The organism is Faecalicatena contorta (assembly GCF_022835095.1).
GTDB classification, from domain to species: domain Bacteria; phylum Bacillota; class Clostridia; order Lachnospirales; family Lachnospiraceae; genus Faecalicatena; species Faecalicatena contorta.
In genome coordinates, this window is record NZ_BQNQ01000001.1 from 1281115 (window position 1) to 1295117 (window position 14003).

Genomic DNA, 14003 nt, shown 5'->3' on the forward strand with positions numbered 1-14003 from the left:
CGAGCTTGATTGTGAGGAGTCTGTATGAACGAAAATATATTTGTTGCACTGCTGATCGTCGGTATTCTTGTTATATTCTTCCTTATCTCTTTCTTTGACCAGAAAAGAAGGCTGCGGAAAATGAAACGGAGAATGCTTTACTATTACGGACGAGACAGAGAAATTGAATATTCGGACGAAATTCTTTCTGTGATCGGAGCCTATACTGAGGCAAAAGATACCATGGTGGACGACATCACATGGAATGACCTGGATTTGGATTCCGTATTTATGAAGATGAACCATACATGGTCTTTTGCAGGGGAGGACTACCTGTATTATCTGATGCATATCCCGGCTGAGGGGCCGGTAACCTGCGGGGAACAGGAGGAAATGATCAGTTACTATCAAACCCATGAAAAAGAGCGTCTGCAGATGCAGATGGAATTTGCAGCAATCGGTAAGAATCATTCGTCTTCCGCCTACCATTATATTATGAACAGCATCCATCTAAGTAAAAATGTTCCGATCCAGCACTATGGGGCGCTGCTGCTTCTGATCGTGTCAGTCATATGTGTAATCGCTGCCCCAGCTACAGGAATTGGACTTTTGATTCTCTGTATGGGCGTGAATATCGCGTTGTATATGTCTCAGAGGAGAAAACTGGAAGCATCCATACAGGCGCTTCACCTCTTTTTGAAGCTGGAGGGAAGTGCGGGGAGAATCCTGAAAAGAAAGCTTGTCTGCAGTGAGGAATACCGGAAGCGGCTGGAACAGGATTATAAAAAGCTGAAAAAACAGATTGGCAATGTATCATTTATTAAATCAGGAAACGCAGACAGCCAGTCATTGACGGAAATCGTGTTGGATTATATCCGGATGATTTCTCATGTAGACTGTATTCAGTTCTACAAGTGTATGAAAAGGCTGGAAAAATCTATAGATGTGGTGGAAGATATCATCAGTACTATGGGCTTTCTGGAGAGTCTCATATCCATAGGTTCTCTGCGGGAGTCGCTGCCGTATTACTGTATTCCTGAATTTACGGAAGAACCTGTGCTTGAAATTGTGGATGCCTATCATCCGGAATTATCCGAACCGGTGCCGAACTCCGTGAAAGCAGAGCGCGGAATACTGATTACCGGATCCAATGCCTCGGGAAAGTCCACATTTCTGAAAACGATTGCCTTAAATGTTATACTGGCGCAGTCCATCCATACCTGTTCCGCCAGACAATATAAGGGTGCATGGTTCCGTGTATTTTCCTCCATGGCCCTGCGGGACAATCTGTATAATGGTGAGAGCTATTATATAGCAGAGATCCGTGCATTGAAAAGGATCTTTGACTGGGAGGGAAATGAGACAGTTCTCTGTTTTGTAGATGAAGTACTCAGGGGAACCAATACAGTGGAAAGAATTGCGGCTTCCACACAGGTACTGAAGAAGTTCAGCGAGCGGGGAATTCTCTGTTTTGCCGCAACTCATGACATTGAGCTGACTTACCTGCTGGAAGAACGGTACGGGAATTATCATTTCTAGGAACAGGTTCTTGAGGAGGAGGTAGTCTTTGACTATCTGCTCTATGAAGGAAGGTCCAATTCCAGAAATGCAATCCGGCTGCTGGAAATTCTCGGATATGATCCGGACATCACAGCCGGTGCAGAAAAGATGGTGGAAGGATTCCTGGCGACAGGAAAATGGACGCCGGCAGCCGGTTAATCAAACCAGTTTTTGATCTTAAACAGCCAGATCTCGACTAGTACAATCAGAAGACTGATGACACAGACCAGAATATAGCCATAAGGAGAATCCAGCTCCGGCATATTGACAAAATTCATACCGTACCATCCCGCAATCAGAGTCAGCGGCATGAATATAGTTGTGACAATCGTCAGGAACTTCATAATCTGGTTCTGGTGCATATCCACCTGAGTCTGATGCATCTCCCTCAGCTGCATGGAATACTCCTTGAGCATCTGGACATTGGAATACAGCCGCCCTGCCCGGTCAGCAAAAAGACCGAACAGGAGGCTGTTTTTTTCGTCCTCGGCACAGAAACCATCCGACGCGAAAGTCTCTCCCATATCCTGCAGCTGTTCATAGTAACTCCCTAAGACTGCGAGTTTTCTACGAATCTGAAAGATCTGACGGTTAAAAGAAGCATCATTTTTATCTAGAAGCTGTTCCTCAAGTGATGTCAAGTTTTCCTCAAAATGCTGGAGGAAGAAGACATCGTCCTTAATCAGATATTCCAAAAAAGCTGCAAAAAAGCGAAGAACAGAGGTGGGATGAGATAAAGGGATTTCCTTCATCTGTTCCAAAACAGAGGTGGAGAATCCCTGGTCATCAATAAAGACCAACTCTGTTCTTTCTATAAAAAAGGCAAAAGCGGACCGTTCTCCTGTCAGGGCTTCCCTGGACGGACATGAAAAGGAACCGGATATGAAATCCCCCATCATATCTGCCTTACAGTACTGAATGTTGGCAATCCCCTGCTTCATCATTCTGTAATGACCAGTTTCATGAAAAAGTTCTTCATATTCACTTGAGGTAAGAACAGTAACCAGGCCGGCCCCTTCCGGCAGGGCATCTCCCTCCTGGACCGAAGTTAATTTGTTGTATAAAATATATCTTACCATAGCTGGAATCTTCCTTTCTATACAGAGTGCGGATTCTCTTGCATAAAAACAAAGACATCCGAGTGGGTGAACAGTTACTGAGGAATCCATTTGGGCGTATACAGCAACGTTGAATAACCCCATCGAAAAGTCTGTTTTGGCCTGCTCGACATGTTTATCTAATTCTGATAGAATGAAAAAGGTAAACAGTAATTAGTTTTCCTCTTCCCTATCTGTGAATTCAACAACGTCGCAGATATCACAATTCAATATTTTACAGATATCCTGCAGCGTGTTCAAAGTGATGCTCTTATTTTTTCTGAGGGAGTCCAGTGTCCCGTTTGAAAAATGATATTCATTAATTAGTTTATATTGTGTGAGTCCCTTCTTTTTCAAGGTCTCCCACAATGGAGCGTAACTTATGATAATACTCACTCCCTTCATTCCGTTAAACTAATTATAGGAAAGATCGTAAAATTTCACATTGCCGGTAATCCGGCTATACTAAACGGTTCAGAGGGTAAGTGTTTATTAAATTGGTGTTATATGGGCGAGCCTGTAACAAACTGCGGAATAATGTATTTCTAAAAAAAACACATAAAGACCTGAAAAAATTTCCAACCTTTTAATAGTATATATGATAAACTAATAAAAAATAAAAACAATTACCGGCTTTAAGTTCCTGGCGCTATGTACAAGAGGGTGCAGGTGTCAGGCCAAGAGGGAACAAGGTGAGAATCCTTGACAGTCGTGCTACTGTATGCGTGTAGGTTTTTCAGAACCATTGTACACTGGGTGTATGAGAAGGGAAAAGCCGCGATTGCGTAAGTCAGGATACCTGCTTAGAGCTGCTGCCAGTTATTACACGCAATGATAAATGGAGTGGGAAATTGTCTTAGTTATGGTACAGTTTTTGCTGTAAGGGCAATTTTCTATTTGCATGTAATCAAACTGCGGCGGTGTAGGTAATCTGTTAATAGCAATCCATTTCGTATTGGATAAAGACAGAGGACGCAGCAAAAAACTGCGTCCCTTTATATTCAAATGGTTCAGTCTTTAAGTTTAGGAAAAGGGGAGAAACGTATGGCAGGGGTGGTATCTCTCTGGAAAGCATATGAGAAAGATACTCTGGATAAGGTGCAGGGGAAAAACAATGGAAACATAAAAGAATTGGTGGCAGACAGCCACTATAGAAAGATCGGCGAAAGGGCATTTAAAAACAATACAAAGCTCCGCCGTGTTATTCTGCCTGAAAATGTTGTGGAAATAGGGGCACAGAGTTTTTACAATACGATGCTGCGGGAAGTTGAGCTGAAAGGTACAATCTTAATCCGTAAGGAAGCATTTTATAACTGTACAAAGCTGAAGCAGGTAAAGCTTCCTAAAACTACTAACTTTATTGGAAACAGAGCGTTTGCGCAGTGCAAAAGTCTGGAGAGGATGGAGATTGATGTAGGCAGCATATGCAGAGAAGTGAAGGCGGAGGCTTTTTCCGGGTGTGTTAATCTAAAACACATTGCCCTTCCGGCAACGCTCGAAAAGATAGAGCGGCGGGCATTTTATAAATGTACGGCCCTGGAGCAGATTGTTTTGCCGGATAGATTAAGGGAGATCGGCGCAGAGGCTTTTTATCAGAACGCATTGACATCCTTGGAACTGCCGGAGGGACTAATAAAAATTGGGGACAGTGCATTTTTAAAATGCAACAGCCTGCAATATGCAAAGATTCCCTCAACTGTAAAAGTAATCGAAAAGTGGGCGTTTCATGGCTGCAACAGGCTGAAAGTGCTTGAGATTGGTCATGATCCCGAAGAGATCGGGCCATGGGTCATCAACCGCAGTGCAAAGATACGATGTAAAAAGGGCGGGGCAGTGGAAAAGTACTGCCGTGATTCAGGGTTTGAAACAGAATATATCTAGGTAAAAAAAGAATTCAGGGGAACAGTCTGAATCGGGAGTGGAATATTATGGTATATGCAAGTCATCTTCTTAAGGATGAAGAGATGAGACAGGTAGTAGAAGCGACTGATGTTGGGATCGAGAGTATTGAGTTCTCCATTTCTGAAAATCTGGACTGCCTGAATGAAAAGATCGTTGAATACATAGAACGGTTAGAATACATAGGTACCAGGAACCTGACACTGCATGGGCCATTTCTGGATTTGAATCCAATGGCATATGACTCCATGGTAAGGGCAGTGACAAAAGCCCGGTTTACGCAGACATATGAGGCTGCGAAGAGACTGGGGGCCAAAAAGATAATTTTCCATACGGGCTTTCTTCCCGGTGTGTATTATCTGACAGACTGGGCAAAACGAATGGCTGAGTTCTGGAATGAATTTATGGAAGGAAAAAGCGGTGTCCAGATTCTTATGGAGAATGTGTATGATAAGGAAATATCGCCGATGATTGAAGTGGAACAGAAGGTTGAATCCCCGGATTTTAAACTGTGCCTGGATATTGGCCATGCACATTGCTATTCGCCCAGATCTTTGAGTGACTGGATTCAGACGTTTGGAGAGCACGCGGGACATGTCCATATCCACGATAACTGTGGGGACAGGGATTCGCACCTGGGGCTGGGACGCGGGAATATACCGATAGACGAGACATTGGAAATGCTTATGGCGTACATGCCGGATGCAGACTATACGATTGAGTGCAGCATAATGGAAGATGTGCTGATGTCCGGCAGGGCAGTGAGCAGCTGCAGGGAGAAAATGCAGTCAGCAATGAAGACCGGGTGATAAATATCGAATATTTTTGCATATCTATCTAGAAAAATTACCAAAGTTATATCTGGAAAATGGTAGTCTGATACAGTCTGTTAATGCTCTGTGAAATTGTGAAAAGTTGCGGAATTTTTTGTGAAAAATGTGAGAAAACCGTGTGAAAAAACAGTGGACTTTTACTAGTTGATACTATATAATGAACTACATAGATTAAATAGATTATTGTTGTTAGTAAGTAATTAAATATATATATTGCGGTGCATTTCCCGGATAATCGGGAAATGATAATAGGGAAACCGGTGCAAAACCGGTACAGTCACCTCTACTGTAACGTGGACGAAGAAATGATATACCATTGGCATTTATATGCTGAGAAGGTGTTTCGGAGGATGAAGCGAAGTCAGAAAACCTGCCGTGATGATTGTTACGATGTATTTCTGGGATGAAGAAATAGTCCGTTTTGTATACTTAAAATATAATATAGTAAAAAAGATGAGCTCTTCTATCGGAATGATGGAAGAGCTTTTATTTTTAGTTATAGGGTATTGGTTTGAAATAAATAGTATAGATACGGAAAAGAACAGAAGAATGCATTACTAAAAGATAGCTAACAGTCAATGCATGAAACGGGATGCTGGCTGTTTCTATAGTACATTTCAAGCCTATGGCTAAAAAGGAGAAACAGGAGGGATTAAAAAGAATGAAACGAAAGAAAAGAACAAGAAGGGGGTTGTCCTGGCTATTGGCGGTGGCAGTGATAATGACCACCGTATTTGCTGGAGGAATGCCGGTTTTGGCAGAAGGAACTGCAGCGGATACGAATATGTTGTCTGAGATCAGCTTTTCTTCTGATCCAAATGAAGAGGGTGAACCTGTCAAACTAATATCAGAGGTTGACCCTGAAACAAAAGAATGCACAGTAGGTGTTGTTGAAGAGTCGGGGACATTGGGCATATGTGCAGTTTTGAAGGAAGAAGCTGCAGGAGCTACAATTGAGGCTAAGTACCAGAATATTTATAACGATAGCGTGACAACAGCAATGACCAGTGGTGAAGAACTGCTGTTAGACAACTTGGTCGAGTATGGCGGGATCAAAGGTGGAGAGGTTCATATCACTGTCACATTAGACGACAAGATAGAAGAATATACAGTACACGTGGTTCGATTAACGCCTCTTATGGAAATTTTGGTAAAAGATGGAGATAATTCATATTTGACCGGCTTTGATGGAAGCAAAACAGAGTACGAGATTACAGTTCCGGGTGGGACAGAATCAGTTGAAGTCAGCCTGGTGGCCATGGTGTGGGGAGATATTGATAATAATGTATACACTGTCAATGGTGAGCCTGCTGTATTAGAAGACGGTGCTTTCTACGCAACACGCCAGGTTCCATTAACGGAAGAAAAAACTACAATTGTCGCCAAAGCAGAAAAGGAAGGGACTGTCGGGAAAGAATATACTCTTAATATCATCAAAGATATTAAAAAAGTCGACCTGACCGTTACAACGAACCCCGCAGATGCCACTGTAACCATTACAGACGATGCCGGAGCGGCAGTCCAGGGAACAGATGGAGTTTACAGTCTGGAGGCCGGAAAAGATTACAACTATACGATCGAAAGAGAAGGATTTGTAACTCAGACAGGGACGGTTAATCTGACTGACTCAGAGACCAAAAACTTCACACTGGAGTCCGCGGAAGCACCGCTTCTCCTGAAAGGTATTGAAGGATATCAGGCTCAAAATGTTGTATTTGACGTACTTACAAAAGAGGCAACGCTGGTATGCGACACATCCACAAACGTTCAATTAAGAGTCAAGCTGCATCAAGGCACGACAGATAAAGACATGAAGGTCGTTTATACTTATACGGATAGCGCAGGCAAGGATGTAAATGTTGAATCTACGGCAAAGAATCAGTATGAGTCTATGGCAGGTGCTATAAAAGATGATGGCACTCCTAATGATATCACCATTACTGCTACAAAAGGCGGGGTAACAGAAGTTTATACCGTGCATATAAAACAGCTCACGATTCTGACAGGCCTGCAGTTGAATTATGAAAATGGAGATACACTGAAATTTGATCCTGCATTTAAAAAAACAACCACAGAGTATAGGGCGAAAGTTCTGAGTGATGTGAATGCGGTTAACATTACAGTTAAGAATCCGGCTGCTGGTAATTCAAAGGTAATGGTTAACGGAACAGAAGTGACCGGCTCAACCTATAAAATGGATTTGGTTAATGGTGAGAATAAGGCTGTTATTAAAGTGGAAAAAGGGGCAGCAGAGCAAACTTCCTATACCGTCATTATCGATAGAGTACAGAAAGTTGAATTATCCGTGCAGGTGAACCCCAAAGATGCATTGTTTACGATCTATGATGAGGAGAATGAGCGTATATGGCCGGAGAATGGCAAGTATAATCTTTTCCCAGGTGACGATTACAGCTATGCAGTAACAAAACTCGGATATGTAGGCCAGTCAGGTATTCTGAATATCAGCCAGTCCGAGACAAAAGAATTTGAACTGAAGAAGGCGGCAGAAATCACGCTTCCTGAACTTGATGCGGATTATCCGGGCTTCCGTTCCGGCCGCGACAATATGTCAGTTGTGGATGCAAAGACTCCCATTACTCCTGATTCCATTGAAGTAAAGTGGGAACGCCAGACGGGGGAATATGTTAAGCCGACTAGCGGAACAACACCGATCATCGTTGACAACAAAGTCTACACACTTTCAGGGAATAAACTTTATGTTCTGGATAAGGAAACAGGAGAGATCCTGAAGACAAGCGAGACAGTAACACCAACCACATTTGGTTTGATGCCTCCTACATACGCTGAGGGAATGCTCTTTGTACCGCTGGGGAATGGTACAATTCAGTGCTTTAATGCAGAAACACTGGAATCCCTTTGGGTTTATGAGGATCCGGCAGGCGGACGGAGCGAGAGTGCAATTCGTTATGATGATGGATATATCTATGTTGGATTCTTTACCACTAAAAAATCAGGTTTCGTTTGTATTTCCGTAACTGATGAAGATCCATCTCAGCAAACGGAAAGAAAGGCAGCAACCTGGAGAGATGACACTCTTGGCAGCTTTTATTGGGATGGCTGCTGGACCAATGAAAATTATGTAATCTTGTGTACCAATAATGGAGTATTAAACTGTATTGATAAGATGACCGGTGAGATTAAGCAGCAGGTAGATTTAGGAGAACAGGTTCGCTGCGATGTTTCCTATTATAATGGAAGAATTTATGTTGCCAGCCAAAAGGGCAAAGTCCATTCTTATAATTTGAAAGAGGACGGAACACTGGATACAGAGAATCTGATTAATCCGCTGCCTATAGGCGTGCAGAGTACGAGTACACCGGCCATATACAATAACCGACTTTATGTAGGTATTAACGGCGGTGAAATGTTCGGCGTAGAAGGCAATGCGATCCTGGTGGCAGATATCGATCCGAAGACAGGGGCAATGACACCGGCATATGCAGTACCGACAGATGGTTACTGCCAGACTTCCGGTTTGATTATTACCGGTTATGAAAAAGAAGACGGATATGTGTATGTATACTTCCTGGCTAATTCAGCACACGGACAGTTATACATGATTAAGGACAAAGCTGGCCTGAAAGAGGCTGATCCGGCATCCGGTTTATTCTATACACCGACTCATGAGCAGTATTGCATCGCAAGTGCGGTTGCAGACAGCGATGGCAATCTGTACTTAAAGAATGACTCCGCATGGCAGTTCGTATTAAAGCGTTCAGACGTATATCTGAAAGAGGTAAATATAGACGGCGGAAACGGAATTATAGACGGTGGAAAACCATTTGACGGAAGTATCAATTCCCACACGATTCAAGTGGATCCGGGAACAGAAAGCTTCAAGCTGGATCTGACTGCAAATGAAGGTACAGAGGTTATGATTAATGGAGTACCTGGTTCAATGCAGGATATCAAACTTGTTGACGGAAGAGCTGAGATTGAAGTACAGCTTAAGAAGGGCGGTACAGTCAGAACATTTACTTTCCATGTTGTAACAGGACCGGTAGTAAAAGAAATCAGGATTGATAATTCTCCGAATGAAGGAATGGCAAGTGCAGCGTATTCGTTAGATCCTGCATTTGATCCGATGACTACCGAATATACGGCAGGTGTTGACAAGGTTATGAGTGATGCGTATATCTGGCCGACGCTTATGAGTTCAAAAGATAAGATGACAATGACCGTTATCAGTGGAGTTTATAATAAGAACGAAGGCGATGAGATTAAGGGCAGCACGAATTACAAAGGTAACACATATTTTAATGTTTCCTTTGCTGACAGAGAAAATCCAACAATTGCAAAGGTGAAGCTGACTGTAGCTTCAGAGGATGGAACACAATCTAAAGATTATACATTTACCCTGTTTACGCAGAATGCGCTTCCGATTATTACAACTGATGATGGCGCTGTCTCAGAACGTACAGATAACAGTGCAAAGATTAATATGACATCGAATAAGGCGGCAGAGCTGTATTATCTGGTTCAGGCAGCGGATGCAGCAGCGCCGGACAGCGCTAAGATTATAGCAGAAGGAACAAAGGCAGATGTTGTGGAAGGCAAGAATACGATTGAAGTAACGGGCCTGCAAAGAAATGCACAGAAGCTCTATATGGTTCTGAAAGACGCATCAGGCGCCGAATCTGCAGTACGTATTCTGGATATCGCATCTGTGATTATATCCGGTGACATGAATGGCGATGGGAAATTAACCAACCTGGATGTATCCATGCTGTTGAACAAGGTAACAGCAAACGAAGATGTTGATCTGGAAACAGGAGACATCAATGGAGATGGAAAGATAAGCAATTTAGACGTATCTATGCTGTTGAATAAGGTAACAGCAGGCAATAATTAAAATAATTTAGAAGGATGATAAGATGAAGGCTGGAATAGCAGAACACAGAAAACAGAAAAAAAGATGGATGGCGGGAATATTGGCTATGCTGACTGCTTTTTCAGCCATTATCTGGCAGCCGTTAGTCACGAAGGCGGAGGAGACCATTCCTGTGGAGGAATTTGTTCCTGCGGAAGAATCCGTTCCTGTGGAAGAACCTGGTGAAACGGTTCCTCTCGAAGGAATTAAACTTAATAAAACCGGCCTGGTGATGAAGTCGGGAGACCAGAGAAGCCTGACAGCACAACTGCTTCCGGAAGATACAACTGAGCAGCCGGAAATCATATGGAATTCGGATGATACGGAAGTTGCAGTAGTGGAAGGAAACGGAAATGAGGCAATTATAACTGCAGCAGAAGGCGGCGGAGGCACGGCTGTCATAACAGCATCGGCAGGAGATTTTTCTGCTGAATGTCTCGTTCTGGTAACCGTGCGGGAGCCGTTACTGGAGAGTATCATCTTTATGCAGAATAGTTCTGGCAGCAATCGGTATGAACTCACAGAAGGAGTACCGGGCAGCAATGAGTATACGCTCAGAATTCCGGAGAACACCAATGTGCTGTATGCCAGGCCCCAGCTCAGAGATGATGTGATGGGAACGATTACAGCCAGGTTCATGGATTTGAATACTGGTCAGGAAACTGCGGTTGAGATGCCGGTAGACGAATCCACATCTCTGACCAATAATACTACCGGGCGGATTATCAATGCCTATGATACAGAACCAAAAGAGCTGGTACTGGAAGTGACGGCGGATGATTGGACGGAAATTTATCAGGTTCATATCGTAAGGGGAACCTATCTGGGTGATTTTAGTCTTACGGATGACAAGGGGGAAGAGATTCCCTATACCCCTGATTTTAAAAAGACCGTTTATGAGTATGCCGTGCATGTGCCCTCGACTGCCGAGCAGATCAGGATTAACCTGTCACCGGCGGAAGAGACCAGTACAAGTCTGATGGTGAATGGAGAACCGGCAGAAAACGGCAGTTACATTTTGCCGCTGCAGGGTCAGGATACAACGGCAGTTTTGAGTGCCGGTGATGGATACCAGTCATCGCCTTATGAATACCAGCTTTCTGTGTATGTGGATCCGGTCTGCCGCTTGGATGTAAAGGTAGAACCGGAGGATGCGGTGTTTGCCATTTATGATGCCGGACATGTGAAGCTGACCCCAAAAGACGGAAGCTATGAACTGGTCAGTGGGGACGAATATACATATACTGTTTCCGCAGAGGGATATCAGACGCAGAATGGAGCAATCAGACTAATACAAGATGAAGAGAGGACTTTTACCCTGCATAAATCTTCCGGCAGCGGGCTTGAAGAACTGGATGCGCAGTGGGGCGGATACTGGAAAAATGAAAGCAATCAGAACATAGTAGATGCCATGGCGCCGGCTGCCCGATTGGAGGCGGAGGTTTCATGGCAAAAGCAGTATGGTGAGAATGCTGATTATGGCAAGAGTGTCAGTGACGGAATTCTTGTGGAGAATTATATCTGCTGCTTCAACGGCAATATACTCATGTATTTGGATAAGGATACTGGTGAGATTGTAAAAAGCGTAAAGATGGCAGCATGGGGGAACAGCTCTTTTACGAAGCCGTTATATGCAGCCGGGATGATCTTTGTTCCGCTCAGCGATGGAAAACTGCAGGCGTTTAATGCAAGAACGCTGGAGTCTATGTGGATCTATAAAGATAATGTGGGCGGAAATGCGGCATCGGCGCTTCGATACGATTCCGGATATATATATGCCGCATTTGCAAATGGCAATCTGGTGTGTATCTCTATAAATGACGAGAACCCGAACAGCACAAATGAAGAAAAACTCGCAGTGTGGAAACAGTATGACAGTAAGGGATATTATAGAACCGGTGTTTATACCAGTGAAAAATATCTGTTTGCCTGCAGTCATTCCACAACGCTGTACTGCCTAGATAAAAAAACAGGAGAGATCGTGCAGAAGACCTCTCTGCCCTTAGAGGCCGGGGCGGCTTCGACAGCGGTCAGTTACGAAAACGGGCGAATATATTTTGCCACAGAAAATGGATATTTATACAGTTATACATTGGACGAAGATGGAAAGCTGGATACAGAAAGCAGCACATCCCTGAAGCTGGGAGGCGCAGTCTTTGGAACGCCCCTTGTCTACAATAACCGGGTCTACGTGGGCAGTGCATCCAAAGATAAGTATGGTGTTGTCCAGGGGCCGTATTACCTGAATGTTGTACAGATAGATGAAACCGCCGGAAGTTTGACACTGGCGTATCAGATGGAGACTGAATATGGAGCAAAAGGGCCGGGTACTCTGACAACAGCTTATGAACAGCAGGATGGATATGTATATGTATATTTCACCACTGACAGTCCAAACGGAATGCTGTACCTCTTAAAGGACAAGGCAGGCGCAGATGCGCCGGGAGAGGGAAGCGGTTTATTCTATCAGCAGAGAGAGGTCTCGGGGGCTGGAAGCGGAAGTGTATTGATTGATCAGGATGGACACATGTATATTCGTTATGAATCCGCATGGCTGTATGCCCTGCGTCCAACAGGGGTATATCTGGAGAGCGTAGAGCTGGCAGGAGGCAATCCGGTGCTGGATGGTGGCCGAGAGTTTGACGGACAGGCGGTAAAGCACAGTATTCTGCTGGATAGTGGTGAAGATAAGGTCACTCTTACCCTGAAGGCCAATGAGGGAACGACGGTCTCTGTGGACGGCAAGGAGGGGAATGTACAGGAGATAACATTGACAGACGGCCGGGCGGAGGTGACCGTGATTCTGACAAACGGGCAGGAGACCCGCAGTTATCAATTCACTATCCAGCAGAGAAGCAGCGATATATTATTGAAAAATCTGCAGGTGAGTTTTTCACCCATGGTAACTGTTATGGAGATGGAAATGGAACCGGCTTTCGAGCCGGAGCGTACAGATTATAAAGCCTCGATTTATGGTGAAAGCAGCCAGGCAGCTTATTATATCTGGCCAAGGCTGCCGGAGGGTTCTTCATCTACAATAAAAGTTACGGTCGAAAGCGGATCAAGTGCGGGGACAGAACTGAAGCCTGTGCCGATTTATCTTGGCAAGGAAGTGTTGCAGCGATATACATTACTTACATCGGGACTGATACCGACTGAGGTTGCGGTTACCGTAACGGCTGAGGACGGAAACACTCAAAAAGTATATAGAATTACCTTGTTTCAGAACAATGAGCAGCCCAAGATAACAGCTGGTTCAAACGCGCTGATTACCCGCGCGGAGAAAAGTGTGACGGTTCGTGTGAACGCGAGTATGGACGGATACTTATACTATCTGTCCGAGCAAAAGACAGCAGTCACAAAAATGCCTACGGCAGCCGAGATACGAAAGAATGGGAAAAGGATGGCAGTGAAGGCCGGGGAAAATACCGTGACCATTGATGGGTTCGACCGGGAAGCCGCTGTTCTCTATCTCTATGAGATGAGTTATGCACAACGCTGGAGCAGCGGCGTGCAGATTGATATACCGGCTTACACATTTGTGCCGGTCGATCCCTCAGGAAAAGGCGACCTGAATGGGGACGGTAAGATAACCAATTTAGATGTGAGTATTCTGCTGGATGCAGTCACGGCGGGGCGACCGTTGTCACCGGATATAGCAGATATGAATAATGACGGAAAAGTAACCAATGTAGATGTAAGTGCGCTGCTGGATCTGGTAACGAAGGGCAGCTAAAACGCTTA

General features: G+C 44.3%; 7 protein-coding genes and 2 riboswitches. Of the genes, 5 read left to right on the forward strand and 2 right to left on the reverse strand.

Annotated features, from left to right (window positions below; genetic code table 11):
- Positions 1-24 precede the first annotated feature (24 nt).
- Positions 25-1518, forward strand: a complete 1494-nt coding sequence (locus tag MWG26_RS05760) for a MutS-related protein (RefSeq protein ID WP_049915507.1) — start codon at positions 25-27, stop codon at positions 1516-1518.
- Between the two features lie 176 nt (positions 1519-1694).
- Here MWG26_RS05760 and MWG26_RS05765 read toward each other — a convergent pair whose 3' ends face one another.
- Positions 1695-2618, reverse strand: coding sequence for a magnesium transporter CorA family protein (locus MWG26_RS05765; RefSeq protein ID WP_025655101.1), 924 nt, complete (start codon positions 2616-2618; stop codon positions 1695-1697).
- 192 nt (positions 2619-2810) lie between these two features.
- Complete coding sequence (locus MWG26_RS05770; RefSeq protein ID WP_309295970.1) at positions 2811-3032, reverse strand: helix-turn-helix domain-containing protein; 222 nt, start codon at positions 3030-3032, stop codon at positions 2811-2813.
- A 224-nt stretch (positions 3033-3256) separates the two neighbouring features.
- Positions 3257-3457: riboswitch (cobalamin riboswitch) on the forward strand.
- A gap of 184 nt (positions 3458-3641) precedes the next feature.
- On the opposite strand from MWG26_RS05770, the gene MWG26_RS05775 reads away from it, so the two are divergent.
- From MWG26_RS05775 to MWG26_RS05790, 4 genes are all read left to right on the forward strand, one after another.
- Positions 3642-4517: a leucine-rich repeat domain-containing protein gene (locus tag MWG26_RS05775; protein WP_244062705.1), complete on the forward strand. Its 876-nt coding sequence runs from the start codon at positions 3642-3644 to the stop codon at positions 4515-4517.
- 47 nt (positions 4518-4564) lie between these two features.
- Positions 4565-5344 (forward strand): sugar phosphate isomerase/epimerase family protein, encoded by a 780-nt coding sequence (locus MWG26_RS05780; protein ID WP_025655104.1) that lies wholly within the window; start codon positions 4565-4567, stop codon positions 5342-5344.
- 223 nt (positions 5345-5567) lie between these two features.
- Positions 5568-5760, forward strand: a riboswitch (cobalamin riboswitch).
- Positions 5761-6029: 269 nt separating this feature from the next.
- Entirely contained in the window at positions 6030-10241 is a 4212-nt protein-coding gene (locus MWG26_RS05785; RefSeq protein ID WP_025655106.1) for a cadherin-like beta sandwich domain-containing protein, read from the forward strand.
- Positions 10242-10263: 22 nt separating this feature from the next.
- Positions 10264-13995, forward strand: a complete 3732-nt coding sequence (locus MWG26_RS05790) for a cadherin-like beta sandwich domain-containing protein (RefSeq protein ID WP_117440756.1) — start codon at positions 10264-10266, stop codon at positions 13993-13995.
- The last annotated feature ends 8 nt before the right edge of the window (positions 13996-14003 follow it).